This is a genomic window from Mesorhizobium sp. CCNWLY176, assembly GCF_037153935.1.
GTDB lineage: Bacteria > Pseudomonadota > Alphaproteobacteria > Rhizobiales > Rhizobiaceae > Mesorhizobium_M > Mesorhizobium_M zhangyense.
Genome location: NZ_JBBBDZ010000020.1, coordinates 46802 through 72930, shown reverse-complemented (window position 1 = coordinate 72930; position 26129 = coordinate 46802). Strand labels below are relative to the sequence as shown.

The 26129-nt window shown below is 57.7% G+C and carries 33 protein-coding genes; 12 read left to right on the top strand and 21 right to left on the bottom strand.

Features of this window, described 5'->3' with window-relative positions; genetic code table 11:
* Positions 1 to 6: 6 nt before the first annotated feature.
* On the bottom strand, positions 7 to 207 hold the full coding sequence (locus WBQ96_RS25390; protein WP_091918065.1) for a YgaP family membrane protein: 201 nt from the start codon (positions 205 to 207) through the stop codon (positions 7 to 9).
* A 146-nt stretch (positions 208 to 353) separates the two neighbouring features.
* Positions 354 to 1652, bottom strand: a complete 1299-nt coding sequence (locus WBQ96_RS25385; protein ID WP_336555092.1) for an NAD(P)/FAD-dependent oxidoreductase — start codon at positions 1650 to 1652, stop codon at positions 354 to 356.
* Positions 1653 to 1871: 219 nt separating this feature from the next.
* Here WBQ96_RS25385 and WBQ96_RS25380 point away from each other — a divergent pair, with 219 nt between their 5' ends.
* Complete coding sequence (locus WBQ96_RS25380; protein WP_336555093.1) at positions 1872 to 2207, top strand: ArsR/SmtB family transcription factor; 336 nt, start codon at positions 1872 to 1874, stop codon at positions 2205 to 2207.
* A gap of 273 nt (positions 2208 to 2480) precedes the next feature.
* Positions 2481 to 2732 (top strand): DUF6894 family protein, encoded by a 252-nt coding sequence (locus tag WBQ96_RS25375; RefSeq protein ID WP_336555094.1) that lies wholly within the window; start codon positions 2481 to 2483, stop codon positions 2730 to 2732.
* A gap of 84 nt (positions 2733 to 2816) precedes the next feature.
* Here the strand turns inward: WBQ96_RS25375 and ccoS are convergent, their stop codons facing one another.
* The 8 genes from ccoS to ccoN form a co-directional block, all read right to left on the bottom strand.
* On the bottom strand, positions 2817 to 2960 hold the full coding sequence (gene ccoS, locus WBQ96_RS25370) for a cbb3-type cytochrome oxidase assembly protein CcoS (protein ID WP_336555095.1): 144 nt from the start codon (positions 2958 to 2960) through the stop codon (positions 2817 to 2819).
* Positions 2957 to 5230: a cation-translocating P-type ATPase gene (locus tag WBQ96_RS25365; RefSeq protein ID WP_336555097.1), complete on the bottom strand. Its 2274-nt coding sequence runs from the start codon at positions 5228 to 5230 to the stop codon at positions 2957 to 2959. Before WBQ96_RS25365 ends, ccoS begins: the two co-directional genes overlap by 4 nt.
* Positions 5227 to 5724, bottom strand: coding sequence for a FixH family protein (locus WBQ96_RS25360; RefSeq protein WP_336555099.1), 498 nt, complete (start codon positions 5722 to 5724; stop codon positions 5227 to 5229). The genes WBQ96_RS25365 and WBQ96_RS25360 overlap by 4 nt, the downstream gene beginning before the upstream one ends.
* Positions 5721 to 7280 (bottom strand): cytochrome c oxidase accessory protein CcoG, encoded by a 1560-nt coding sequence (ccoG, locus tag WBQ96_RS25355; RefSeq protein ID WP_336555101.1) that lies wholly within the window; start codon positions 7278 to 7280, stop codon positions 5721 to 5723. The genes WBQ96_RS25360 and ccoG overlap by 4 nt, the downstream gene beginning before the upstream one ends.
* Positions 7281 to 7402: 122 nt before the next feature.
* Positions 7403 to 8266, bottom strand: a complete 864-nt coding sequence (gene ccoP, locus WBQ96_RS25350) for a cytochrome-c oxidase, cbb3-type subunit III (protein WP_336555103.1) — start codon at positions 8264 to 8266, stop codon at positions 7403 to 7405.
* Positions 8267 to 8268: 2 nt separating this feature from the next.
* Complete coding sequence (locus WBQ96_RS25345) at positions 8269 to 8421, bottom strand: cbb3-type cytochrome c oxidase subunit 3 (protein WP_091918017.1); 153 nt, start codon at positions 8419 to 8421, stop codon at positions 8269 to 8271.
* Positions 8422 to 8432: 11 nt separating this feature from the next.
* A complete protein-coding gene (ccoO, locus tag WBQ96_RS25340; protein ID WP_336555106.1) occupies positions 8433 to 9164 on the bottom strand; it encodes a cytochrome-c oxidase, cbb3-type subunit II in 732 nt (243 codons plus the stop codon).
* 9 nt (positions 9165 to 9173) lie between these two features.
* On the bottom strand, positions 9174 to 10790 hold the full coding sequence (ccoN, locus tag WBQ96_RS25335; protein ID WP_336555108.1) for a cytochrome-c oxidase, cbb3-type subunit I: 1617 nt from the start codon (positions 10788 to 10790) through the stop codon (positions 9174 to 9176).
* Positions 10791 to 10951: 161 nt separating this feature from the next.
* Between ccoN and WBQ96_RS25330 the strand changes: the two genes are divergently transcribed.
* On the top strand, positions 10952 to 11452 hold the full coding sequence (locus tag WBQ96_RS25330; RefSeq protein WP_336555109.1) for a hemerythrin domain-containing protein: 501 nt from the start codon (positions 10952 to 10954) through the stop codon (positions 11450 to 11452).
* Between the two features lie 5 nt (positions 11453 to 11457).
* Here the strand turns inward: WBQ96_RS25330 and WBQ96_RS25325 are convergent, their stop codons facing one another.
* Positions 11458 to 12186 carry a Crp/Fnr family transcriptional regulator gene (locus WBQ96_RS25325; protein WP_336555111.1) on the bottom strand — a complete coding sequence of 243 codons (729 nt, stop codon included), beginning with the start codon at positions 12184 to 12186 and terminating at the stop codon, positions 11458 to 11460.
* Here WBQ96_RS25325 and WBQ96_RS25320 point away from each other — a divergent pair.
* The 6 genes from WBQ96_RS25320 to WBQ96_RS25295 all read left to right on the top strand — a co-directional run bounded on the left by WBQ96_RS25320 (position 12099) and on the right by WBQ96_RS25295 (position 15219).
* Entirely contained in the window at positions 12099 to 12395 is a 297-nt protein-coding gene (locus WBQ96_RS25320; protein WP_336555186.1) for a hypothetical protein, read from the top strand. The genes WBQ96_RS25325 and WBQ96_RS25320 overlap by 88 nt on opposite strands.
* A gap of 58 nt (positions 12396 to 12453) precedes the next feature.
* Positions 12454 to 12708 carry a hypothetical protein gene (locus WBQ96_RS25315; protein WP_336555113.1) on the top strand — a complete coding sequence of 85 codons (255 nt, stop codon included), beginning with the start codon at positions 12454 to 12456 and terminating at the stop codon, positions 12706 to 12708.
* Between the two features lie 62 nt (positions 12709 to 12770).
* On the top strand, positions 12771 to 12953 hold the full coding sequence (locus WBQ96_RS25310) for a hypothetical protein (protein WP_336555115.1): 183 nt from the start codon (positions 12771 to 12773) through the stop codon (positions 12951 to 12953).
* A 69-nt stretch (positions 12954 to 13022) separates the two neighbouring features.
* The gene (locus tag WBQ96_RS25305) at positions 13023 to 13376 is read left to right on the top strand and encodes a c-type cytochrome (protein WP_336555116.1); all 354 of its coding nucleotides are present in this window, start codon (positions 13023 to 13025) and stop codon (positions 13374 to 13376) included.
* On the top strand, positions 13373 to 14242 hold the full coding sequence (locus WBQ96_RS25300; RefSeq protein WP_336555118.1) for a universal stress protein: 870 nt from the start codon (positions 13373 to 13375) through the stop codon (positions 14240 to 14242). Before WBQ96_RS25305 ends, WBQ96_RS25300 begins: the two co-directional genes overlap by 4 nt.
* 140 nt (positions 14243 to 14382) lie before the next feature.
* Positions 14383 to 15219 carry a universal stress protein gene (locus WBQ96_RS25295; protein ID WP_336555119.1) on the top strand — a complete coding sequence of 279 codons (837 nt, stop codon included), beginning with the start codon at positions 14383 to 14385 and terminating at the stop codon, positions 15217 to 15219.
* A gap of 229 nt (positions 15220 to 15448) precedes the next feature.
* Here the strand turns inward: WBQ96_RS25295 and WBQ96_RS25290 are convergent, their stop codons facing one another.
* Entirely contained in the window at positions 15449 to 15838 is a 390-nt protein-coding gene (locus WBQ96_RS25290; RefSeq protein ID WP_336555120.1) for a phasin family protein, read from the bottom strand.
* Between the two features lie 172 nt (positions 15839 to 16010).
* The gene (locus tag WBQ96_RS25285) at positions 16011 to 16847 is read right to left on the bottom strand and encodes a universal stress protein (protein ID WP_336555121.1); all 837 of its coding nucleotides are present in this window, start codon (positions 16845 to 16847) and stop codon (positions 16011 to 16013) included.
* A 186-nt stretch (positions 16848 to 17033) separates the two neighbouring features.
* Between WBQ96_RS25285 and WBQ96_RS25280 the strand changes: the two genes are divergently transcribed.
* Positions 17034 to 17477 (top strand): hypothetical protein, encoded by a 444-nt coding sequence (locus WBQ96_RS25280; RefSeq protein ID WP_336555123.1) that lies wholly within the window; start codon positions 17034 to 17036, stop codon positions 17475 to 17477.
* A gap of 3 nt (positions 17478 to 17480) precedes the next feature.
* Positions 17481 to 18359, top strand: coding sequence for a universal stress protein (locus WBQ96_RS25275; RefSeq protein ID WP_336555125.1), 879 nt, complete (start codon positions 17481 to 17483; stop codon positions 18357 to 18359).
* A gap of 1 nt (position 18360) precedes the next feature.
* Here the strand turns inward: WBQ96_RS25275 and WBQ96_RS25270 are convergent, their stop codons facing one another.
* The 3 genes from WBQ96_RS25270 to WBQ96_RS25260 form a co-directional block, all read right to left on the bottom strand.
* Positions 18361 to 21063 carry a bifunctional acetate--CoA ligase family protein/GNAT family N-acetyltransferase gene (locus tag WBQ96_RS25270; RefSeq protein WP_336555126.1) on the bottom strand — a complete coding sequence of 901 codons (2703 nt, stop codon included), beginning with the start codon at positions 21061 to 21063 and terminating at the stop codon, positions 18361 to 18363.
* A 58-nt stretch (positions 21064 to 21121) separates the two neighbouring features.
* Positions 21122 to 22162, bottom strand: coding sequence for a zinc-dependent alcohol dehydrogenase family protein (locus tag WBQ96_RS25265; protein ID WP_336555127.1), 1041 nt, complete (start codon positions 22160 to 22162; stop codon positions 21122 to 21124).
* A gap of 98 nt (positions 22163 to 22260) precedes the next feature.
* Positions 22261 to 22908, bottom strand: coding sequence for a BON domain-containing protein (locus WBQ96_RS25260; protein WP_336555128.1), 648 nt, complete (start codon positions 22906 to 22908; stop codon positions 22261 to 22263).
* 138 nt (positions 22909 to 23046) lie between these two features.
* Here WBQ96_RS25260 and WBQ96_RS25255 point away from each other — a divergent pair, with 138 nt between their 5' ends.
* On the top strand, positions 23047 to 23514 hold the full coding sequence (locus tag WBQ96_RS25255) for an NUDIX domain-containing protein (RefSeq protein WP_336555129.1): 468 nt from the start codon (positions 23047 to 23049) through the stop codon (positions 23512 to 23514).
* A gap of 53 nt (positions 23515 to 23567) precedes the next feature.
* On the opposite strand, the gene WBQ96_RS25250 is transcribed toward WBQ96_RS25255, so the two are convergent.
* The 5 genes from WBQ96_RS25250 to WBQ96_RS25230 all read right to left on the bottom strand — a co-directional run bounded on the left by WBQ96_RS25250 (position 23568) and on the right by WBQ96_RS25230 (position 26057).
* Positions 23568 to 23687, bottom strand: coding sequence for a hypothetical protein (locus WBQ96_RS25250; RefSeq protein WP_337035942.1), 120 nt, complete (start codon positions 23685 to 23687; stop codon positions 23568 to 23570).
* Positions 23639 to 24100 carry a cytochrome b gene (locus tag WBQ96_RS25245; protein WP_336555130.1) on the bottom strand — a complete coding sequence of 154 codons (462 nt, stop codon included), beginning with the start codon at positions 24098 to 24100 and terminating at the stop codon, positions 23639 to 23641. Before WBQ96_RS25245 ends, WBQ96_RS25250 begins: the two co-directional genes overlap by 49 nt.
* Before the next feature lie 121 nt (positions 24101 to 24221).
* Positions 24222 to 25535: an NRAMP family divalent metal transporter gene (locus tag WBQ96_RS25240; RefSeq protein WP_336555132.1), complete on the bottom strand. Its 1314-nt coding sequence runs from the start codon at positions 25533 to 25535 to the stop codon at positions 24222 to 24224.
* Positions 25536 to 25571: 36 nt separating this feature from the next.
* Positions 25572 to 25886 carry a copper resistance protein gene (locus WBQ96_RS25235; protein WP_336555133.1) on the bottom strand — a complete coding sequence of 105 codons (315 nt, stop codon included), beginning with the start codon at positions 25884 to 25886 and terminating at the stop codon, positions 25572 to 25574.
* 15 nt (positions 25887 to 25901) lie between these two features.
* On the bottom strand, positions 25902 to 26057 hold the full coding sequence (locus tag WBQ96_RS25230) for a hypothetical protein (protein WP_336555135.1): 156 nt from the start codon (positions 26055 to 26057) through the stop codon (positions 25902 to 25904).
* Positions 26058 to 26129 lie beyond the last annotated feature (72 nt).

Sequence of the window (26129 nt, the reverse complement as noted above, 5' to 3'; positions counted from 1 at the left end):
GGGCTCCTAGAAGGCGCATCCCGGCTTGACGCCGAGCTTTTTGAAAATGACGGCTGCCGGGCAGAAGCCGGTGAACGCTGACTGCACCAGGTTCAGCCCGATGAAGACCGTGAACCAGACGAACAAGGGCGAAACCCAGACTGTAAGAGCAACCGACAGCAGCACCATTGTGCCCGCAAATGCGAGGACGGAACGATCGAGTGACATTTTCATCTCCATTTGTATATGATAATATATAAATATATTAATTTTATTTTCTACCACAAGGGCGGAACCGACTTTATCGCCGCGGCTGAGCGCCATCGCTACGCCTGCCAGCAACGACAGCCGCCAGTATCTCCAGCTTGACCTGGTCAGGAATCCACGGGCGCTTCGACCTTGATCTGCTTGAGCTTGTCGATGCCCAGCATCTGGAGCGCAAGGTGCTCGTAGAAGGGTTCGGACTTGCCGGTCCTGATCTTGTGCAGGAAATACTTCTCGAAGCCGACTTTGGCCGTATGCACCCATTTGCCGGAGGACGACCAGTTAACGTTCCGAGGCGGAATTTGCGGTTGCGCTACGAATGCGGTCCCGGAATCGCCGAAATCGGCGAGGCAGACTGCGTTCCATGTTCCCTGGGCGTCAGGTTCCATCCCATTCACCAACCGCCCGATATTACGGACCGTCGCCGTGACCATGGATTCGATCATGAAGCCGGTCTTCGGCACGCCGACCGGGACAGGCGTCTTGCCGATGGGCGGGATGGCAACGCAAACGCCGACCGCGAATATTTCAGGGAAAGCCGGGTTGCGCTGGTGCTTGTCGACGACGACGAAGCCGCGAGGATTGGTGAGGCCCTCGGTGCCGTGCACTGCAGCCACGCCCCGGAATGCCGGCAGCATCATTGCATAGATATATGGCAGCTCATGCGTCTGCCTGACCGACCCGTCGTCGGCAATCTCCGAGATGGACATCTTGCCAGGTTCGACTTTGTCGATTTTGGCATTGCAGATCCACTTGATGTGATGCTGGCGCATCTCGCTCTCGAGCAGACCCTTCGTGTCGCCGACACCGTCGAGGCCGAGATGGCCGATATAGGGCTCGGCAGTGACGAACGTCATCGGCACGCGATCGCGCACTCTTGCGTAGCGCAGCGCCTTGTCGAGGATGAAGGCGAATTCGTAGGCCGGTCCGAAGCAGGAGGCACCCTGGGCCGCGCCGATGACGACGGGACCCGGGCTGGCGACGAGCGCATCGAAGGCGGCCTTTGCCTTGAGAGCATGATCGATGTGGCAGACGGACTGCGTGTTGTGCTCCGGCCCGAGACCTTCGATCTCATCGAAGGCGAGTTCGGGGCCTGTGGCGATAACCAGATAGTCGTAGGGAACTATACTCCCATCATTGAGTTCAACGGACCGATCGCCCGGATGAATGCGCCTAGCCCCTTGCGGATGAAATCCGATATTCCGACGCGACAGGACTGGAGCCAAGTCGACTTCGATTGCGTCCCTGTCGCGCCAGCCGACGGCAATCCAGGGATTGGACGGCACGAATGAATAATGACTGCCATTGTTGATGACCGAAACCTTGTGTTCCTTCGCCAGTTCATCGCGAAGTTCATAGGCCGCGATGGTGCCTCCCAGTCCGGCACCCAAGACGACAACATGCGCCATACCTTGTCTCCTCCTTCGCATCGTTGCCTTGCAGCGCGATGCGGCCCCGCTTCAGCGGGCGATATCAGACATTCTGCACTATTGCGGCGAGTTGTGACTTGATGCGGGTCAAATCAGGCATGCCGGCTTAATCGACGAAGCGGTATCGACGTGTCGGCTTGACAGGAAACAGCATCGAACTATTATTATTTGTAACTCTTAATATGATAATGTGTTCATATGCGCAACATAAAAATTACAGACTTGGACAAAATGGCTCGGGAGGCGTCCGAGCTGCTCGCGGCAATGGCCAACGAGAAGCGCCTGATGATCCTGTGCCACCTGTTGGATGGTGAGGCGAGCGTGAACGAATTGGCCGAACTGGTCTCGATGAACCAGTCTGCGCTTTCACAGCAACTGGCAAAGCTGCGAGCCCTGAAACTGGTCGACACCCGCCGCGATGCCCAGCAGGTTTATTATCGGCTTGCTTCGGTCGAGGTCGAGCGCATCCTGCAAACACTCTACGGTATCTATTGCGACCCGCAAACCAGGACGGCAAAGATCAGGCCCCTGTAGCTTCGCACGGTACGATCATGTGAGATTACTGATCTGCTCGAGCAACGGACGGGCGGCACAACATACAATCACATGCCCTGCCGCATGACTTCATCGACACGTCGGATATTCTGCACGGTTGTCCGGTGCCGCACCAAAGCGATCACTTCAGCAAGCTTGATCATGGTCAATATTAACCGGCGCCGTCCGCTGTAAAAGCTCAAGCTGCCACAGATCAGGACGGGGTGTGCTGTAGCCGCATGTCCCCTCCGCAATTTTGGAAGCCGGCATGTCATGCGATACTTTTTTGATGTTCGTAACGATGGAAGCCTTGCAATTGATAGCATCGGTTTGGAGTTAATCGATCTGAAGGCTGCGGCCGTCGAAGCTGCCAGCGTGCTTGCGGAAAAGGCCGACGATATGTTTTCGGGAGTTCTGCAGAAAGACCTATCGGTAGAAATCCGGGATGCTTTCGGAACTGTTGCAATGACGGTCGCGCTAATACTGCGAAACAAATCACCGTTGATGCCTTTTCGAAGATTGTGAGCATTCGTGCAGGGTTGAGGTATAGGGCCATCAACCGCTGAAGATCAATCACAACTATTGGCGATCGTCTCCGGCTCTCGCTGGTCAGTCGCCATCATCCAACAAAATGCGTTCAGCGCTTCCATCCATGTCCTGATATTGGCCACTGCGCAGGGCCCAGAGAAACGCCGCCAGCCCCACGCCTCCAAGGAACAGCGCTACGGGTATCAGGATGATGAGATTGGTCATGCGGCTGACCTCGTTCCATAGCTTCGCGAGCGCGACGCCGATCCATAGTCCTTTGCCGGCACAGTCATTCCGCCTCCGAGCCGCAACGCGTTGGCTATGACCATGACAGACGACAGAGACATGGCGATGGCAGCAATCAGCGGCGTAACAAATCCGAGAATGGCTATCGGAACCGCAACTGCATTGTAGGCGACCGCGAAGACAAGGTTCTGGAGAATGAGCCTGCGAGCTCTGCGGGAGACGGACAGCGCCATTGGGACCGCAGAGAGACTGTCGCGAAGGAACACGAAATCGGCAGCGTTGCGACCAACGTCCGCAGCAGTCGCCGGCGCCATCGAGACATGCGCCGCCACGAGCGCTGGCGCGTCATTGAGCCCGTCGCCGACCATGAGTACCTTTCGGCCTGTGGCGGACAGTTCCGCAATGTGCGCGGACTTTTCACCTGGCAATACACCGGCGCGAACATTGGCAATACTGACCCTCTCCGCTATCGCACATGCAGCTTCGCGGTGGTCGCCGGAGAGCATTTCGATCGAAACCCCTTCGGAAACCAGGCCGGATATTGCCTTTGCGGCATCGGGACGTATCTGGTCGTCGCAAATTAGCTTTGCCACGGCGACCCCATCTCGGCTTAAAATTGTGCCTGGAATCGACGTGTCATTGCTAAGCGCCCACCCTGCCCTGCCGAGCCGCCAGACCGAACCGTCTGCCTTTGCCTCCAGCCCGCAGCCAGGCACTTCGCGGATTTCGGTGAACCGGAACGGCGACGGGCCGGCGGAAGTACCCGCCTGCGCAATGGCGCGCGTAACCGGGTGGTGCGAATACATGGCCAGCTCCGCAGCGATCGCCATTGCCGTGCGGTCGATCAGATCGCCATTTGTTAGCCGAGGTGTGCCCAGCGTCAGAGTTCCCGTCTTATCGAACACGACCGTGTCGATCTCGGCCAGCCGTTCCATGGCCGAACCGTCCTTGACCATGATGCCGTTCTCAAACAGCCTCCGGGCCGCGACAACCTGGACGATAGGCACCGCGAGGCCCAACGCGCAAGGACAGGTGATGATCAGCACGGCGATCGCGATTGTGATGGCGCGATGCCAATCGCCGGTGGCGACCATCCAGCCTGCGAAGGTGAGGAGCGCGGTCAGGTGGACGACTGGGGAATACAACGCCGAGGCGCGGTCCGCGATGCGGCGATAGCGCGCCCGGCCACCCTCGGCAGCTTCCATGAGCCTGACCATCTCTGCCAGGAATGAAGCCTTGGCAGTCGCCACGGCTTCAATGGTCAGAGCGCCGGTCAGGTTCATCGTGCCGGCGCGCAGCATGCCGCCGGGGGCAACCCGTTGCGGCTCGCTCTCGCCGCTGACAAGCGAGCAATCGACATCGGAGGTTCCGTCGCGGACACGTGCGTCGACCGGTACGCGATCGCCGGCGGCAAGCAACAGGACACTTCCAGCTTCGATCTCCTCCAGTGGAATGTAATCGCGTGAACCGTCCTGCCGGATCAAGGTTGCACCGCGCGCGGCAAGATGCCTCAAGCCGCGGACGGCAACACGGGCGCGTTCGCGCATGACATGATCGAGCGTACGGCCGATCAGCAAGAAGAAGAGCAACGACACGGAAGCGTCGAAATAGGCGTGCTCGCCGTGATTGATCGTTTCGTAGAGGCTCATGCCATAGGCAAGACTGACACCCAGAGCGATCGGAACGTCCATGTTCATGCGGCCGTGGCTGAGCACATTCCAGGCCGAGCGGAAATAGATGCGGCCGGCAAAAGCCAGTGCCGGGATGGCGATCAGGGCTGAAATCCAGTGAAACAGGTCCCGCGTGGCATCTTCCGCGCCCGACCAGACCGAGACGGACAGCAGCATGATGTTGCCGGCGGCGAAACCTGCCACCGCGACGGCACGGATGAGTTCGGCAAGCGTTTCGTCCCTGCCCGGTTCATTGTCGACATCGAAGAGATGCGCCTCGTAGCCGAGTTGATCCAGCACGGTCATGACCGGCGGTGTCTCGCCCTCGCGCCAGCACACCGACAGGCGCCTGGTCGAAAGATTGACCCGCGCGCTCGCCACGCCCGTGAGGTTCTTCAACGAGGATTCTATCGCGTGAATGCACGCGGCACAGTGCACGCCGGGAACTGACAATTCGACCTGAACGAGGCCGTTCCCGAGCTGGCGGCTTGCCAGCCTGATTTCGTCCGTCGACGGCAGATCGCGGCGTGAAGGCTCAAGGTCGAGCGCCAGTTCAGCTCCCGGGGCACAACAGCTCATCGGATCGCCCCATCCGCGACGACGACGCGGCGTACCTGCCGATAAGGCTTTTGCCTGCCCACATCGGCGTCGATCTCGACGATCCAGACCCCGTCAACAACGGTCTTTTTGCTTCCGAAAGTCCCGTCCGCCATCCGCGCCAACGAAATCACCCGGTCTTCCTGTTCATAGGCAGGGTGGCGGAACGTTGCCGTAACCGAGCGCAGAGCGAGTAACCCACCGGAGGCATCGGAAAGGCTGTAGTGGACAGCGCCGCCTGCAATCGTGAGTGTTCCCGTCCAGCCAAGGGCTGCCTGTTCCCTGCCCTCCTCCGCCTTACGATTGAATTCCTGGCTGGCGACATAGGTGTTTTCGACGACGAGCCCGGTCCAGCTGGTTCGCGCGAACGTCGCCATAGTCAGATTCACGGCGATGACAGTGCCGAAAAAGGTTAGCATCACATAGAGCATGTGCCTGCCGGTGAATTCTGAAGATTTGCGGATAGGCACGTTCATCTTGACAACTCCGGAGCGTTGAAGCTGGCGACATAGTTTGCTGCCTCTGAGCCCGCCGCGTCCTGAATGGTAATGCGGAAATTCCGGCTTGCGTCCTGAACAAGATCGCGGGGCTGACGGACATAGACCTTGATGGCCTTGAGCCTGTCCGGCTCCAGGGATATCTCCAACGGTCCGTCTTGCGGGTGATCGATGCCGACAACTGACAAGGTCGCGCCCGGCAGTCCATCGATGGTCAGAAGAACCGTCCGCGGCCGCGGGACCATATTCAGCAGTTTGACCGTGTAGCCATTTCTTATCGAACCATCGGACAATGTGACAAACTGCGGATTGCGGTCATGCAGTACGTTCACCTCAAGCCGATCCCTGACAAGCAGGGCATAAAGCAATGCTATCCCGACGAACGACCACGCGCCCATGTATATGAATGTTCGTAGGCGAAAGATGTTGCCGAGGCGAAAATGCGCGACTTTGTCCACGAGCCTGCCGTCGGTTCCTCGCACCAGTGCTGGGCTGATGGTTTGGCTGCCGCCTGAAGTGGCGAGCATCATATTAGCGTTGTAATCGCTAAGCGTGGCATAGGAGATCAGACCGCGTTCCTTGCCGATCTTTTCCATGACACCGTCGCAGGCGTCGATGCAAAGCGCGCAGGTGATGCATTCGAGTTGCTGGCCGTCGCGAATGTCGATGCCCATCGGGCAGACCGTGACGCAGGCATCGCAATCCACGCAATCTCCAACGCTTTGGCCTGCGGCCGCCATCTTCTTGGCATGACGCGAACGCGGCTCGCCGCGCCAGTCATTATAGGTGACCGTCAGCGAGTTCTCATCGAGCATCGCCCCCTGAATACGCGGCCAGGGGCACATATAGGTGCAGACCTGCTCGCGCATGAGGCCGCCGAAGACGTAAGTGGTCGCGGTCAGGATCGCGATGGTGATATAGGCGACAGGCGCGGCTGTACCGGCAGACACGCTGAACAGCAGGGTCGGCGCATCGGCAAAGTAGAAGATCCATGCACCGCCTGTCGCCGCTGCTATGACCAGCCAGATGGCATGCTTGGATATCCGGAGCACCAGCTTGCGTGCATTCCAGGGACCGGCGTCGAGCTTCATCCGCGCGTTGCGGTCGCCTTCGATCGCACGCTCTACAACAAGGAAAAGGTCCACCCATACGGTCTGCGGACAGGTATAGCCGCACCAGGCACGCCCGACCGTCGAGGTGACAAGAAACAGGCCGATGCCGGCCATCATCAGGAGGCCGGCGACAAAGAAAAATTCCTGCGGCCATATCTCGATGAAGAAGAAATAGAAGCGCCGGCCGGCGAGATCGACCAACACGGCCTGGTCCGGCGCGTAGGGACCGCGATCCCAGCGAATCCACGGGGTCAGGTAATATATGCCAAGCGTGATCGCCATGACGATCCACTTGAAGCGGCGGAACCGCCCCGAGGCGCGCTTGGGAAATATCTTCTTGCGCGGCGCATAAAGCGGCTGGCTGACCTGGCCAGCTTCAACCACCTCTGCGTGCAGCTTTTCCCGTTCCACCCTGTCCAGCATTTTGAATTCCCGCGTAGCCTTCACTGTTCTCGATGCGCCACGCCCGCGAATGGCGCGTTGATCTAAGTCAAGCCACCGAAATTGAAACCGTCATGATCGGGCGCAAACTCTGCAAGACAGCTCTATTCCCCACCGCCGAGCGAATGGATGTAGACGGCAAGTTCCTTGACCTTCGCATCCCCCAGACGGGCACCCCAAGCCGGCATCACGCCATGCTTTGGGGAGCCTACCTGAGCCGCAATCGCACTTTGGCTCGAACCGTATAGCCAGATGGCGTCCGTCAGATCCGGTGCACCAAGTTCGGGATTGCCCTTGGCGCTATCGCCATGGCAGGCGGCGCAGTTTTCAGCAAAGACCTTGCGGCCCGGTTCTACCAGAGCTGCAGCCTCACCCGTCCCGGACAGGCTCGCGACAAAAGCGCTGACCTGAGCGATCTGGTCGCGGTCGAGGATGTCGCGAAATGCCGGCATCTCGGAAAACCGCGTATCGGGGTCGGCCGAGAAACGTACGCCGTGCGTAATCGTCTGATAGACTTGGTCGACGCTTCCGCCCCACAGCCACTCATCGTCGTTGAGATTGGGAAACCCGGGTGAACCTTGTGCGCCAGAACCGTGACACTGCACGCAATTGACCTTGAAGGCAGCACCGCCTGCGGCCACGGCAAATTCGCGCAAGGCGTCGTCAGATGCTATTTCGGCTACGGTTTTGGACTGTACTGCAGTCACATACTGGGCCTTTGCCGTCTCGGCGACTGTGAGCTCATTCTTCAGTGCGTCCCGGCTCGAATAGCCAAGCAGGCCGGTCGTGGCCGAACGCAGCATCGGCCAGGCGGGATAGGCAATCGTATAGCCGAGTGCCCAGACGATCGTCGCGTAGAACGTCCATACCCACCACCGCGGCAGCGGATTGTTGAGTTCCCTGATGCCATCCCATTCATGACCGGTTGTCTCGACTCCGGACGCCTGGTCTATGTGTTTTTCACTCATGGTCAGTCGTCCTTAAGCGGAATCTTGGCGGCCTCTTCAGCTTGTTTTCGGCTGCCAGGACGAAGCGCGAAAATAACGGCCCCGACAAAGAACAGTGTCATGAACAGCAATCCCCAACTGTCCGCGAAATGACGCATGGCGGTGTAGGTTTCCATGTCTTCCCCCGTTACCGGTAGCCGGCAGCTTCGTCATAGGTCGAGAAATCGACCAGGGTGCCCAGCATCTGCAGATAGGCGACGAGTGCGTCCATCTCGGTCAATGCCTGCGGATTGCCATCGAAATCGCCGATCTTCGCTTTTGGATACCGCGCCAGTAGACCCGACGTATCGGCATTAGGATTTGCCTGCGCCGCAAGATCCACCTCCGCACTCGCGATCATCTCAGGCGTATACGGCACGCCCACATCGGCGTTGGCCGCGAGTTGTGTCGAGAACCCTTTGACTGGCAGCAATTCGCTTTGGAGGAAGGCATAGCTCGGCATGACTGTCTCGGGCACCACGGAGCGCGGCGCACTCAGATGCTGCACATGCCATTCGTTCGAATAGCGGTCACCGACGCGCGCGAGATCGGGGCCTGTCCTCTTCGACCCCCACTGGAACGGATGATCGTACATCGACTCCGCAGCAAGGCTGTAATGGCCGTAGCGTTCGACCTCGTCGCGGAAAGGCCGGATCATCTGGCTATGGCAGGTATAGCAACCTTCGCGGATATAGATATTGCGCCCGACCAGTTCGAGCGGCGAATAGGGACGCATCCCCTCCACTTTCTCGATCGTGTTCTGCAGGTAGAATAACGGAGCGATCTCGACGATGCCGCCGATCGTGACCACCAGAAAAGACCCGACGAGAAGAAGTGTGGCGTTCTTCTCGATGATCGCGTGTTTATCCATCAAGGCCATTTGGGTCTCCTATTCGGCAGGTTGGAGAACGGGGACGGAGCCCGACATCGGTTCCTCCTCGCGCTGGTAGCCAAGGATGGTCATGGTGACATTCCAGGCCATGATCAGCGCACCGGCGAGATAGAGGGCGCCGCCGATGGCGCGCATGACGTAATAGGGGTGCATGGCCGCGACGGTTTCTGCGAAGGAATAGACTAGGAAGCCTTGCTCGTCGTACTCACGCCACATCAGCCCCTGCTGTATGCCGGATACCCACATCACGGCTGCGTAGACGACTATGCCGAGCGTCGCGAGCCAGAAATGCCAGGTGACGAGACGCAGGGAATAAAGCCGCTCGCGGTTCCACAATCGCGGCACCATGAAGTAGAGCGCGCCAAAGGAGATCATGCCAACCCAGCCGAGCGCGCCGGAATGGACGTGCCCGATGGTCCAGTCGGTGTAGTGCGATAGCGAATTGACCGCCTTGATCGACATCATCGGCCCTTCGAAGGTCGACATCCCGTAGAAGGCGACGGCCATGATCATCATGCGAATGATGGGATCCGTACGCAGCTTGTCCCAAGCCCCCGACAGTGTCATCAGCCCGTTGATCATCCCGCCCCAGGAAGGCATCCACAGCATGATGGAAAAGACCATGCCTAGCGTCTGCGCCCAATCAGGCAAGGCGGTGTAGTGAAGATGATGCGGACCGGCCCAAATGTAGAGGAAGATCAGCGCCCAAAAATGGATGATCGACAGGCGGTAGGAATAGACCGGCCGATTGGCCTGCTTGGGGATGAAGTAATACATCATGCCCAGAAAGCCGGCAGTCAGGAAGAAGCCGACTGCATTGTGGCCGTACCACCACTGCGTCAGGGCATCCTGCACGCCGGAGAAGACCGAGTAGCTTTTCGATCCGAGGAAGGACACCGGCATCGCCAGATTGTTCACCACATGCAGCATCGCGATCGTCACGATGAAGGACAGGTAGAACCAGTTAGCGACGTAGATATGAGGTTCTTTACGCTTCAGGATCGTGCCGAGGAATACGATGAGATAGGCGACCCAGACGACCGTCAGCCATAGATCGACGTACCATTCGGGCTCCGCGTATTCGCGGCTCTGGGTGATGCCGAGCAGGTATCCCGTCGCGGCCATGACGATAAAGAGCTGATAGCCCCAGAAGACGAACCATACGAGATTGCCGCCGAATAGCCGCGCATGGCACGTGCGCTGCACGACATAGAAAGAGGTCGCGATGAGTGCATTCCCGCCAAAGGCGAAGACGACGGCCGAGGTGTGCAGCGGCCGCAGCCTGCCAAAATTGAACCAGGGTTCGATGTTGAGATCGGGGTACGCCAGTTGAAGGGCAATCACCACCCCAACCAACAGTCCAACAACCGCCCAGAACATGGTTGCGATCGATCCGTAGCGGATTGGCTCGTCCATATAAGCTGAACTGCGGTCGCTCCGGACCGGCGCGGGCGAGAAGGTTGTGTTGCGCATGAGCACGATGGTTGCAACGCCCAGCACGAAGAAGAGAACCCACATGTGCTTTGCAAACGGCTCGTCTGCCGCAAATGCAGCTGCAAGCAAGGCAAGGAAGGTTGCAAACCCCAGCCCCACAATTTCCGCTCCGTACTTCATTGATTGTCCCCGTCTGCACTGACCCGGCGCCGATCGTCCTTGCGAGGCGGCCCGCGCGATTATCAATTCCGCGATGCGCGCAGCTGTGCCTTGATCCAGATCAAAGCCTTGCGATCTATCCTTGGAGATTCTCGTTCCGGCACAGGTTCGGAGGTTGCCGGATGTCAGATCATAAAGCGGTGCAGCCTTATGCGTTCGATATGCAGTGGAACGGCGATGCCCGGCATGCCATGGAACTTCTTCCCGCCGCGATGATGAAGCGAGCACATCTCGAAAAACTGCGACTTTGCGAGAGCCTGGAAGATATCGCCGACACACTGCCGGGGCATATCGACCAGTTGCAATGCCTGAGTGTTGCAAATGCTCTGGTACCGCTTCTGCGTAGTGTCCACCGGTATGAGGAAACCGTTGTCTTTCCGGCTTTCGAAACAGCGCTTGGCAAGGTTGGTAAAGCCCCGACGATACAGCGCCTGCGCGCCGAACATGTGGAAGATGAATGCTTCGCAGATGATGTAACGGAAATCCTCCTGGCGATTGGCCATGGGGAAGCGATAGAAAATCCCGAAGCCCTGGGGTTTATGCTGCGGGGATTGTTCGAAACCATAAGGCGGCATGTCGCGTTCGAATGCGAGCATGTCCTGCCAGCGATCAGCGTCTTGTAGATTTCCTAGTAACCGGAACGAGCCTCAAGCCGGCTGAACCGCTCGACTGTGACATGTCGATGGTTCTCTACGCGGATGACACCATCCAACCGGAGCTTGGTGAGTTGGCGGCTGACCGTCTCGATTGTGAGGCCGAGGAAATCCGCGATATCGGCTCGCGTGAGCGGTAGATCGAATGTTACCGGACCGGCTTTCGGATCTGTGGCGGGATCGATGTATCTGGCGATCATCACAAGAAAGCTCGCCACCTTTTCCGAAGCAGTCTTGCGTCCGAGCATAACCATCCAGTCCCTAGCCTCATCGAGTTCCTTCAACGTCTGGCGCAGAAGCCGACTTTCGAGACCGGCGGAGTCCTTCATCATCCGTTCGATGGCCGTCTTGGGAAAGGAACAAAGCGTCACCCCGGTCGCTGCCTCGGCATTGATCGCACTCTCCGTCTTGAACGGACGCCCAAGGAAATCAGGGGCGAACTGCAAACCGACAATCTGCTGGCGACCGTCGGAGAGCGTCTTGGTGAGCTTCACCACGCCCGAAAGAATGTTGGAATAGCCGCCGATCGCTTCCGCATCGCCGATGAGCTCCTTTCCGGCATCGACCTGGTGTCTCGACGATGACTTGGCGAGCAAAGTCAATTGGTCGGTATCCAATGCGCCGCACACGCCTCGATGGCGGGCTTCGCAAGCCTGGCAGAGTGCTGGAATATCCGAATTATGAATATCTTGCCGCAAGTTCATGGCGAACACCGAGCGATCCTTGCAATCCCTTGATTTTACCTGATCACGAGAAGCAAATCTCGCGTCAGTTTGTCTCGCGCCGTGTGTTTATTCATCGCGACGCTCAGTTTTCAGAAAACTTATTGACCAAGATCAATGTGGCCAGCGTTCAGAGCACTTTTGTAGGAGCCGGTGGGCAATTGCTTGAGCAACGGGCCTCCCCGACTTGAATTGTTTTTGAGTGAAAGGTCGGGGAAATCGGAGTTCTGGAATATTGGGAGTGACGCTGTGACTGCAAGAAATCATCATCAAAGCAGACGAAAATTCGGCGGACCTTCGTTGCACCTAGATTTACAGATCGTGATCAAGGTGCTCGATGACCTGGGAATGTCGGATGCGGAAATCAAACGATATTTCGGCAATGACGGTGAAGTGATCGCAGCGATACGTAACTTCTCGGAAAGTTGCGCGTGTGCCAAGCCACCAAGTAGTTCCGCGGTTTCATCCGCGCAAGCCGTGTCTCGCCAAATCGCGACAGATTAACGGCAATCAAAGGACTGCCTGCCTCCTCTACGGGGGGCAGCGTCGTCGAAAAGAGAGGGACAATGAAGCTGACACACGACGATGTGGGCAACACCAAAGTGGCACGGTGCGTCATGGTTGATGGACGAAAGGTGAGAATAGATCGGAAAGCCGTTGAAATCTGGAAACAAAATCCAGAAGCAACCTTCAATGCGGTCTGGAATGCCGATCGAAGAGAATTCCTTCTTTCCGGGCCTGACGAATGAAGATCTTCACCTCGGCCTGGAATTGACAAGGATCAAAGCCGATGGCGGGCAGAGGCGTATATTTCCCTGATGACCGCCAGCGCCCTGAAGCCTCTATACCCCCAACCGCTGTGGATCGTTTGCGTTGCGGCGGCGTGGGCTATCGCCTTCGCCCCAGCGACGGCCGCCAACCTGACAAGCCGTGGCAAGGCACTGGTGGAGGACAATTGCGCCCGCTGCCATGCGATCGGAAGAACCGGCAAAAGCACGCATCCTGACGCACCACCTTTTCGCACCCTTTCGCAACGCTACCCGCTCGATTCACTGGAAGAAGCGCTGGCTGAGGGTATCTCGACCGGACATCCGGATATGCCCGAATTCACCGCAACTCCGGACCAGATCTCGGCTATCCTCGATTATATCGGGAGCTTGCAGAAACCATGAGCAAAAAGGCCAACAAGATAGTCCTGGAGTCCGGCTACGTGCGATCCGTTCTGGTGGGCGTTACAGCTAGGGCCGATTTCACGGAAACGCCGGCGCTGAAATACGCCATCGACCTCGCGGCCAATTGCGGTGCGAGCTTGACGCTTTACGTGTTTGCCCCACGCTCAATTGCATGGCTAGGCGCCACTGTAGCGCCTTCGGCCTGGGCTGAGCACGAGATGGAAAAATGCCGGCGCGCAACGTCTGCCACCACACTTGCCGCAAGCGAACTTGTATCGGGGAAGCGAATTGACCTTGTGACGGAACAGGCCAACTCACCCTTCGAACCGCGCGGCGAGCGGTTCCTTCATCTGGCGAGAACCCACGACCTTGCGATTCTGGATGCAGCTCTCGACACAGATCTCGAAGGCCACGCTTTGATCGAAGATACGTTGTTCGACAGCGGTCGGGCGGTGGTCGTGGTGCCACGAAATGGTGGAAACGCCGCGCCCAACCGCATCGCGGTCGCATGGGATGGAAGCGCGCGGGCAGCGCGCGCGGTCAAAGAGGCGTTGCCATTCTTTGCAACGTCCGAACTCGTTGTCCTGGTCACGATCACCGGCGAAAAGGACCTCTCACGCATGGCACCGGGAGCTGAACTTGCCGCCTATCTGATAAGGCATGGTGTGAAGGACTGTAAACTTGCCACGCTCGCCGGCGCAGGCGGAGATGTTGCCGCATGCATCCGCCTGTTTGTAGCGGAAGAAGACATTGAAATGATTGTGATGGGCGCTTTCGTTCATTCGCGATTCCGTGAGGCCATCCTTGGCGGCGTTACACGTTCCCTGCTCGATGCAAGCCCCGTACCCCTGCTCCTGGCGCACTAGCGGCAATTGCCTTTGTAATCGTCACGTTGGGAGCTGAGCAAGTTTGAGGCAAATCAAGGCGCAGAAAGGCAATGCATGATCGAGTGCTTCAAGCGCTTCTCATCGACGAACAGCGCGGATTCTAATGAAAGGAAACCAACATGAGACGCCAGGCGCTTGTTCCCTTTGTCACCTATCCCGAGGCGGTCAGCGACGCCGTCACGACAAACGCCGTCGCAATGGCTGCCAAACTTGATGCTGACTTGCATGCGCTGGCAGTTAATGTCGACATTCCGCCCGTTTCGAATGCGCTGTCACGCTTTCTCCTAAACACCCCGGAGCTTATTCGCCAAGCGGAAATCAAGAGCGGAAAGCGCGGGATGGAAATGCTTTCGGCTGTAGCCAAACGGGCCAAGCAGTTCGACATGGATGTGACGACAAAAACGCTTGTCGCAGCCCCCGCTTTTCTCGGAGACGTCGCGGCAAGGCAAGCTCGCTACTTTGACTTCGTGCTGGTCGGATGGGAAGCGAACAATCCGACATCGCAAATGACGGCTGAAGCGGTCATCTTCGGGTCAGGTCGCCCGACGATCCTGCTGCCGGAACTTTCAACGATAGGCGCTCTCGACCACATAGCAATTGCATGGGACGGCAGCCGGGTTGCCGCCCGTGCTGTCGCGGACTCTCGACTGCTGCTTGAACGCGCCACCAGGATTTCAGTTCTGACAGTGGTGGACGAAAAGCCACTCGATGAAGGAGAAATGGGAGAACGACTGGCTGAAGGTCTGCGGAAGCGCGGGTTGCCGTCGGAGGCGGTGGCAATTCGAACAGAAGATTGCCCGATTGGCGTGACCTTGCAGGATCACGCTATCGAATCGGGAGCCGCCCTTCTCGTCATGGGTGGCTACGGCCATTCTCGCATCCGCGACTTCGTTCTCGGCGGGGCCACTGAGGGCATCCTCAATGATCTCCGGTTGCCCGTGCTTCTGTCGCATTGAGATTCAGAAAGCGTTTGAAGGCAAGTTCTGCAGCAAGAATGGGCTGGTCGGAGGCTTGGGACTCGGCGTTGGCAACCGGATCGGCGAACTCGCCCTCAATGTTCAACTATCGAAAAAAGCTGATGCGACGAAACTTCCGCGGAAATTCAATGGCATGTCTGCGATAGTTGACATTATTGGCGAGGTTCGCGCTTTGCAGAGAAATCCTGACGTATCGGTTTGCTGCCAGTCAAGCCGCCGTTCTTGCCGCCATGTCTTCGGTGACGATCTCGGCTTCTCTGCGAACCCGCTTTGCGGTCTCGGATGCTGCGCGCGATCCGATCGTGTTCAGCTTGGCGGCCTCCTTGGAGTATTCCGCTACCGCATTCTGGAAGAACCCGGAGTAAACAACGAACGCATCGATCAATCCATCCGTTGTCATCAGGTCGTCGACCAGTTTCATCTCCTCCTCATAGCGATGCTTAAGGAAAGCAAGGCCTTCGGATTGAAAGTGTAACATCGTCTTCACGTTCTGCGCATGAAGGCGACCCATTGCGAAAAGCGCTTTCTGGCCTGTCGCGATCGACGGTGCAGCGGGCCCGAGCAAGTTATTGAGAGGCGTTGCGGTCTGGTTCAGCATGAAGTGATTCCTTTCTTCGCAAAATTGCAAATCGGATCGTGAAACCCCTACCAACGAAAACCGTATGGGGCGATGAGCATAGGTTCCTTGATCTGGATCAACACATCATTCCGCGCGGGCAGACCTGCTGCGGGCGATAGGCGAGCAATTCGCCGCGATGCATGCCATCAATCTAATGCGCAAGAAGCACGGGCAGACTGGGCTCGTCGATCAGCGATCTTGTGACGCCACCGAAAATCCTCTCTCTCATTCGCGAATGGCCATAAGCACCCATCACAACCATATCCGCGGAGATATCGTTGGCATGTTGGCGCAAGACGTCCGCGACTTGTGCGCCGGCGCTGGGAAGCCGATCGACCGTTACCTTGATGCCATGGCGCACCAGATAGGTTGCTATGTCAGCACCCGGCTCCGGACCATTGCGCCCCAGCGTTGCCTCCGGATCGATCAGTGTGATGTGGACGCTATTCGCTGCCACCATCAATTCCAACGCCTCGCGGGCAGCGCGCATGGCTTCAAAGCTGGAATCCCAGGCGAGCAAAATTGTCTTCGGCCGCAATGTCGGCTTGGCTTTCGCGGGAAGGAGCAGCAGCGGCTTGCCTGACTCGAAAAGTGCGCCGTCTATGGCACGCTTCTTAAGGTCACCATCGTTCAGGAGCGCCGGGCCGATTATCGTCAGGTCTGCATAACGCGCGCGCTCTCCGATCACCTCATCGACCCAGGCCATCTCCGAATATTCACTGTCCACATCGCTCGATAACGATGCGCCGGATGTCCGCACATTCACCGTCTTGACCCTCGCCTTGAGCGCCGCGATGTCGTGCTGCCGTTCCTGGAGCCATGGCGCTGACAGTACTGCTGCATAGCCGCCGATTGGAACTGGCGGGACCAAGGCGACCACCAGGACACTAAGATGTGCGCTGATTTCGGCGCAAAGCTCAATCGCGGCATCAAGGTCGCGGTCGGACTGAGTGACGTCAATGATGCTGAGAACTGTCTTGAAGGGCATGGAACACACTCCATCTGGTCGGCGGTTTATCCGCAATCCAGACATTCTACCCGGGGGCGACCAGCCTGCCTTGCGCTGAATCAAGCACCGATATGACAAAATCTACGGCGCGGCGATCCATTTGATCCCGATCAAGGCGTCGCTCCGCCAACCGAGCAAACTCATGTCAACGAAAGGATCGTTGTCATGTCATCGCTCGGTACGCTCACGTCCAAATTCCGTCATGTGCGACTTCTTCTGGCGCGCGAAAAGGATCACCCTGCGGGAGACCGCAATGAGGGATACGATCTGGTCATTCCGCTCGACGCCGACAATCGCATCGACGCGGCGGAATGGAAGGCACATCAGATAGCTTGCCGGGTCCGCCATTTCAGGCCTGACAATGAAGACTTGATCGGGCGTTTGCGCCGCAAGCCCGGAGGGCAATGGTATTTCGACTATGTCGAAGGCGACATGGATGACGAAATCGGTTTCCGGATCGGCGAAGAACGTTTCACCCCAGGCGAATACGTCTCCATCCGCAGCGGCGGCAAGATGCACACATTCCAGATAGCGACGGTCGTACCCCTGCAGCCAACTACTAGTCGCCAACCTGAGAAGACTACAGGCCAACGCAACGTGAGGATATGAGTCATGTCGGCACCAATCACGCTCACTCATCGCCGTAAACCTCAGACACGCCCAAATATGCTGTCTTACAAGTCGATGCTGGTGAATTTCGACATAGACGGTTGCGTTTCCAACTTGGCGATGTTTGCTGAAAGACTAGCCAAGGATTTCGACGCCCGTCTCATGGGCCTTTGCGCTGCGGAGATACCTGTCCCCCTCGATTCAGCCGACGGCATGGCTTTCGACCCCAAAATCTTCCAACGCCAACGCGAGGATATTGAACGCCTTTTCAAGGTGCATGAAGCACAATTTCGCGAACTGGTTGGTACGGGCCCTCATGTCCAATGGCGAGCAGACATTGCCAACCCGACGCGATCTCTGATCGGTTACGCGCACGAAACAGATCTGATAATCACAGCTTCGCCTGAGGGGGCATCTATCGGCAACGCATATCGCTCGACTGATCTCGGCAATCTTATTCTGAATGCAGGGCGACCTGTTCTGATAGCCGCAAGCGGTGCCGAACGTATTCGTACCGACCGTATTCTCGTCGCCTGGAAAGACACGCGCGAGTCCCGGAGGGCAGTCGCAGACGCACTTCCGCTTTTATGTCGCGCGGATGAAGTTGTCATCGCGACGATCGATCCGGACGCTGATACCTTCACCAAGGGAAGGCTGGCGAATGTCGCATCTTTTCTTGGACGTCACGGTATCAACGCACGCACGGAGATCATCAGGTCCAAGGCCGACGGCGACCGGATTTCCGAATTCGCCCGCTCAATTCAGGCCGATCTTGTCGTATGCGGCGCCTACGGCCACAGCCGGTTCAGGGAGTGGATTTTCGGTGGTGTGACCCGAAGCCTGCTTAACGATGACGGCCTGAACCGCTTCATGTCCAATTGAGTCAGGTCTGCTTCGGGCTTCGGTTGGCCAGTTCGAGTGCGGCCAGGGACATTCCTTGTTCAGAAGGATGCTGCAGCACCGAGAACCCGAATTCGCGGCACATTGTCAACATCGTTTCGTTCTCACTCAGAACGCTGCCTTCAATCCGCTTCAACCCGTCGTGGGCCGCGTAGTCGACCAGATGATTGAGCAATGCCCATCCGAGACCGTGACCTTTAAGATCACTCCGGACCAAAAGGCCGTATTCCGCCACCTGGTGATCCGGATCTGATGACAGGCGAACGATTCCCGCCAACACACCGCTTTCCTTCTCCAGAGCCAGGAACGCCATGTCGCGGTTGTAGTCGAGTTGTGTTAGCCGCAACAGCAACTGGTGGGGAATGGACTTGGCTTTGGAGAAAAAGCGCAGCCGCATATCGTCTGCAGTAACCTTGGCCAGAAATGCAGGATAAAGCGATATATCGGCTGGTCTGATCGGGCGTAGATGAAACGCTGCCTTCGCAAGCACCACATCCTTCGTCCAACCTGACGGGTATGGACTGATCGCCATGTCGGGGTTGGGACCCGGACGCTCCACGTCCGCCGGATCGATTTGAATGCGCGCGTCAAGCGCCACGACACCTTCGCTGTCGGCGATCAGCGGATTGATATCCATCGCCACGATGCAGGGAAAATCCACAATCATCTGTGACAATCCATTGAGCGCGAGGCAAATCGCCTTGCGATCCGCCGGCTTGCGGTCGCGAAACCCGGCCAGCAGCTGCGCAATGCGGGTCCGGTCGATCAGGTCTCCGGCAAGCACATCATCCAGTGGTGGTAGCGCGATCGCGGTATCGTCCATGACCTCCACGGCAACGCCTCCTGCGCCAAAAAGGATGACCGGCCCAAAAATCGGATCGCGGCTGACGCCGAGGATAAGTTCCTGCGCATGGCTGCGAACGATCATCGGCTGAACGACGAACCCTTCCATGTCGGCTTGCGGTGCAATCTTCTTGAGGCGCGCCAATATTCCGGCTGCCGCCTCCCTTGCCCCTGCCGGTGCGCCCAAATCGAGAACCACGCCGCCGATATCGGATTTGTGAGTCAGCGTCTTGGAAAGCAGCTTGACGACAACTTTCTCGCAGCTTTGCAGCAGTCGTGCCGCCGCCATTTCCACCTCCTTGACAGACCTGGCGATTACCGTCTCGGGCACAGGTATTCCATAAGCGGCAATCGCCGCCTTGGCCTCGGGCTCAGTCAGCATGCCGCGCCCTTCCCTCGCCGCTTGCCGGAAGATGGCGGCGACGGCGTCCCTGTCCGCGGTGACGTCTTCACCACGGGCCGGCGGCACGCGCATCAATGCCTTCTGCGCTCTCGACCAGTCGCTGAGATAAGAAACAGCGACAGCTGCATCCGAAGGTGTTTCGTAGCTGGTCACGCCAGCCTCTTGCAGAACACGCCTGCCTTCGCGCGCCGTATGCTCTCCGAGCCAGCAGGTCAGAACCGGCTTGCCGTTGATAGTGCCGTCTTTCGAAAGTGCTGCGACAGCGGCCGCGGCCTCGACCGGCGAGGCAAGCCCGGTCGGACAGTTCAGCACCATGATGACATCGGTTTCAGGATCAGCGGCAACTGCTTCCACGGCAGCCCGATAACGCTCCGGCGTGGCGTCCCCGATAATGTCCACGGGATTGGCATGAGACCAGTTTGCAGGGAGAAGCTTGTCCAGACCGCTTATCGTGGCTGTCGTAAGGACCGCCAACTCGCCACCGCAATCCATCAATCTGTCCACCGCCAGAACCCCCGCACCGCCGCCATTGGTGACGATGGATGTCCTGGCGCATTCGAGAGGTGCAAACCGTGCGATCGTCTCGGCAGCGTCGAACAGCTCGGCAAGACCCTGAACCCGAAGAATACCTGCTCGGTGCAGCGCCGCATCGATGACGCGATCCGCCCCCGAGAGCGCGCCCGTATGGGTGGCCGCAGCCTTGGCTGCTTCCGTGTGGCGTCCTGACTTGATCGCGATAACCGGCTTGAGACGCGCTGCTGCCCGCGCGGCGGACATGAACTTGCGCGGATTGGGAATGGATTCCAGATACATCAGGATTGCCCGTGTCTTGGCATCGCCTGCAAGAAGGTCGAGACAATCGCCAACGTCCACGTCGGCCATGTCGCCCAGAGAGACGATCTTCGAGAAACCGACATGATTGTCGACCGCCCAGTCGACCAGGGCCGTCGCGATCGCGCCCGATTGCGAAACCAAGGCGATCCCGCCAGGATTGGCACCCATATGAGCGAAGCTGGCATTCAGTTTCGCGGGCGGAACCATCAAGCCAACTGTATTCGGCCCGATGATGCGTAGCAGGAATGGCTTGGCGGCATCGAGCATCGCCTGCCGCAACCCGTTCTCACTTGTCAGGCCTGCCGTGATGACCACCGCAACCCGCGTTCCCTTTTCGCCCAATTCGCCGATCAGAGCCGGCACGGTCGCCGGCGGCGTGATGATCACAGCGACATCAGGGACGCCGGGAATATCCTTGATTCTACTGTAACAGCCCCGGCCGGAAACCTGTTCGTATTTTGGATTGACCGGCCACACCTGGCCTTCGAATCCGCCATCCAGAATGTTTCTCATGACAACATGTCCGACAGAACCGACACGCACGGATGCTCCAATCACCGCAATGGATTTCGGATGATTTACATAGTCGAGGTTTCGGATGGTCACCGGCAAGCCTTTGGTCAGATGGTTGTGCAGCCGGCGCCGGCCGCCGCTGCAAATCGCGTTACGCCGCTTTGATAATAACCTTCAGCGCTTTCGTTGTTGGCGCACGTGCAAATGTATCGTAGGCATCCAGGATCTGATCCAGTTCGAAACGGTGCGTGATAAGTTTCTTTGGGTCGATCTTGCCGGCGCGCACCGTTTTCATGAGCATCGGCGTTGTCACAGTGTCGACCAGTCGCGTCGTGATGTCGATGTTGTGCGACCATAATTTTTCGAGATGCAGATCGGCTTTGACACCATGCACGCCGACATTGGCAATCGTCCCTCCAGCGGCCACGATTTCCTGACAAAGTTCAAAGGTTGCGGGAATTCCGACCGCCTCGATCGCCGTATCGACACCGCGATTGTCCGTCAGCGCCATAACTGCCTGAACGGCGGCGTCACCGGAAGCGCTGATGACAGCGTTTGCGCCGAACCGCGTTGCGACCTCCAGGCGGTTTTCATCGAGATCGATCATTATGATGAGGGCCGGTGAATAGAATTGCGCGGTCAACAGCGTGGCCAACCCGATCGGGCCGGAGCCCACGATTGCCACTGTTCCGCCGGGCTGAACCTTGCCGTTGAGGACACCGCATTCGAAGCCGGTAGGCAAGATATCGCTCAGCATGACAAGCGCTTCCTCATCAGCGACTTCGGGAATGCGGTAAAGACTCGTGTCGGCGTGTGGGATGCGGACATACTCGGCCTGAGTTCCGTCGATCTTATTGCCAAGAATCCAGCCGCCGGTCGTGCAATGTGAGTACATTCCCTTTCGGCAGTATTCGCATTTGCCGCAGGATGAGATGCAGGAAATCAGGACATGGTCGCCTGCCTTGAACTGCGTCACACCGGCGCCTGTCTGCTCCACGAGCCCGACTCCCTCATGACCAAGAATGCGACCAGGCGTGCAGGTCGGGACATCCCCTTTCAGGATATGCAAATCGGTTCCGCAGATTGTCGTTTTGGTGATCTTGACGATGACATCGTTAGCATCAAAGATTTCGGGTTTCGGGCGCTCTTCAAGCGATTTCAATCCCGGTCCCTGATAAACGAGGGCTTTCATTCAGGCGTCTCCTTCTATCTGCCTTCCGACGAAAACAACGATTAAAGAGGGGAAGCTGGACAGGGACTGCCCCGCCTCCCAAAATGTCATCGTTGACGTCAGATCAGAGTCAAATGATCGACCACCACGCTTACGCCGGGCGCGGACCACGCTGCCCGCTCTGCAGCAGCCCGCTCGGACCAGGCCTTGACCTTGCCTTCAAGGGTAACCTTGCCGTCCTGCACATTGACCTTGATGGCTCTGGCTTCGACCTCGGCGTTACGCTTCAACGCGTCCTCGATCCGTTTTTTGACGTCGAAAGCCGACGCACTCGGCTTCACCTCAATGTTGTTGGCAACTCCGTATACGCCCACCAAACCCACGATCGCCTCGGCTGCGGCAATCTTCTGGTATTGCCATTCGACCTTGCCTGTAAGCGTAATCCAGCCATTCTGGACTTTGACCTGAACGGCGCCATCTGGAACGGTCGTACTCCAGTTGATTACGTCGAGAACCCGCTTTGCGATTTCATCGTCGGCTTTTGGATTGCTGCCGAACGGGCGTACTTCGATTTCCTGTGCTATGCCCTTTACGCCTTTGACGCGACGGACCACATCTTCCGCGGCAGATCGTTCAGCGTATGTGGAGACATGCCCAGTGAGCGTAACCACGCCATTTTCGACAGCAACGCCGATATTTGCTGCGTTGATGCTCGGCTCGAAATCGAGCTCATCGATAATGTCCTGCTTCAACGTTCCATCATACATGACCTTCACCTTCCTTGGCGCGACGGACAATATTGTCCACATTTGGGACCGTTAGCGTCCATCATTGTTTGATGCCGGGCATTGATCAGGGTCAAATGGCGATAGATGCTTCGCCATAACGATGCAGAGAGCTGCTAGATGGCTAGGAAGAGCGCGGGAATCCTGATGTACCGTTGGGCAGCCGACGTGCTTCAGGTCATGCTTGTTCATCCCGGCGGCCCCTTTTGGATCCGGCGCGATCTCAGCTCCTGGTCGATACCGAAAGGAGAATACGGGGATGACGAGGAAGCTGAGGCGGCAGCAAGGCGGGAATTTGCAGAAGAAACAGGGCAGCAGCCGAATGGCATTTTTCTTCCGCTCGGCGCGCTGCGCCAGCGTACCGGAAAGCTCATCACTGCCTTTGCCTTAGAGGGCGACCTCGACGTCGAAAAACTGCAAAGCAACACTTTCGAGATCGAATGGCCGCCGCGTAGCGGGCGCATTCAAAGCTTTCCCGAAATCGACCGTGCCGCATGGTTCCAGATGGCCGATGCGCATAAAAAGATTGTTGCCGGCCAGCGACCATTTCTAAGCCGATTGGAGCGGCTCCTCGCCGCACGCGCATAAAGCGATGCAGCATCCCCGAATTCAAGATGGAAGAGCGGTCGGCGGTCTATCCCCTACCAGGAGCTCCGCGGCAGCATTCGTTTAAGCACATCGTCCTTGCGAACGAAGTGATGCCAAAGGGCCGCTATTGCATGCAACCCGGCGAGAGCGAGATTGGCGCAAAGCTCGTGCAGTTCCTTGATGAACCCCGCAGTCGGACGATCAGGCAAGAAGGGTGCCGGGATCGTGAACAGGCCGAAACGCTCAGTGCATCGCCCCGAAACCATGTGAGAAGTATACCGAGAACCGGGATGGCCATCAGCAGCGCGTACAGCAGAAGATGCGCAACCTTCGCCAGCCATCTTTCGAGTAGCGTCATCTCTGAAGGCAACTCGGGCGCACCAAACACAAGCCGTAAGCCGATCCGGATTATGACGAGCGCGAAAAGCAGCAGCCCAAACGATATGTGGAACCACCAGACAAGATCGCGGTTCGGATCGCCTCGTGGAAAGAGGTCTTCGGCATAGGTCAGCCCATAAAGGCCAATGACCAGGAGAAATACGGCCCAGTGAATGGCTTTCTGGGAGCTTCCATAGGTAGGATACATTTGAGCGATCCAAGTTTGAACGTTTCTAAACTAGCTGCGATTTTGTCAAAGCTTTGTTCGATGCAAGGCCCTTACGGGACAACATGCCGATCATTCCTCCACCCCGGCAACCGCAGCCTTTCTACATCGGAACGAACATGAGTGCTGCCGCGATCGCCATCACAGCGGCGGTAATCCAGCCCAGCGCGACGACAGGTTTGCTTGCAACAAATGCGCCCATCACGGATCTTCTGCTTGCGAGTAGAATAACGACCACAATCAGCGGCACGGCGACGATGCCGTTGATTACCGCACTCCAGAAGAGGGCCTTCATTGGATTAATCGGGGAATATTGGATCAGAAGCCCCGCCAAGACACTGACGGCTACGACTCCGTAGAATCCACGGGCGTCCCATGCCCTTCGTTCGAGCCCCCATTTCCAATCCATGGCCTCGCTCACTGCATAGCCGGCCGACCCGGCAAGGACCGGTACGCCAATCAGGCCGACCCCCAGAATCCCGAGCGCGAACAGCATGAAAGCGAAATCTCCCGCCAGCGGGCGCAATGCGCTCGCCGCCTGTGCCGCTGTTTCTATGTTCTTTATGCCTGCAGTGTTCAGAGTAACCGCGGTTGACAGAATGATGAAATAGGCCGTGACATTGGAATAGAACATGCCGCTCCAGGTATCCCAGCCAATGCGGCTGAGTTCACCTTTTGCAGAAGCACGGTCTTGTTCAAGCGGCTGCGCACCGCCATCGCGCTGCATGTCTTCCACTTCTTCAGAAGCCTGCCAGAAGAAGAGATAGGGGCTTATCGTGGTGCCAAAGACGCCTACCACGACGATGGCAGCATGCGAGCTCAGCTCGAGATGAGGCCATACCGTGCGCGATAGTACCTGCCCCCACGGCACATGAACGGTGAACAACACCGCCCCATATGCCAGAAGAGAGAGGGTGAGCCATTTCAGGAAAGAGACATACCGATGATATGGTACGAATATCTGAAGCAGCAAAGTCGCCAGAACGAAAGCAACCGTCATCATTTGCCGAGGCAGGCCGGTGACGAGTTCAGCCACTTCGCCCATCACCGCAATGTCGGCAGCGATGTTAAAGATATTCGCCGCCAGAAGCAGCAACACGACGCCATAAAGAACCGCAGGATGAAAAGAGGTCTTGATGTTCGCCGCGAGACCTTTTCCGGTGACACGGCCGATACGCGCACACATGGACTGGACCGCGGCCATAAGCGGGAACGCGAGCGGCATCGTCCAGAGCATGTTCAGGCCGAATTGTGCGCCAGCCTGCGAATAGGTCGCGATCCCGCTCGGATCGTCATCGGCAACGCCCGTGATCAAGCCAGGACCGACCCTTGCTAGCGGATGTTCCTTCAACCTGCTCGCAAACGCCTTGACTATCCCGAACCGTTCTTTCTTCATCGGAATGTAAGATAGCGCCATGAATCCACTTGCTTCGATAGAGATGTCTGTCGAGGATTACCGAACCTCTATGGTGCGCCACATACCCTGAGAAAAATGCCCGGCCACGTTGCAGAAAAGCACATAGAGCCCTGGTTTGAGATCCAGCGTCAAAGAGCCCTTCTTACCGGGATCGAGTTCAGAAACTTCTCCGAGATGGCCCGTGGCATCCTCATCGACGCGATTTTCGTCCGCAATGTAGGGCAGCTTGGCGCCTCTGCTATTCACCGGCGCCACCAGCATTTCATGGATCGTCTCTTGCGATGCATTGCGCACCTGGAAAGTGACGTTTCCAGCGGGCACCACCGTGCGGTCTACGTCGATGCCCATCATGGCCATTTTCATGTTTCACATCATGTTCATGCCCATGCCGCCATTCATGCTCAAATCCATCATGCTGCCCTTGTCCCACAGCTTGACCTTAATGGTTGTGGTTGCGGCAAAAGCCGATGTTGTCATTGCCAGCGCCAGAACGCCCTGCAGCACTACTTTGATAACCTTCACGATTATCTCCTGATGTGGGATAGTGATGGTCGGAGTGATAGCCTTGGATAGCTTCCCTGCCAGGCCAGGCGG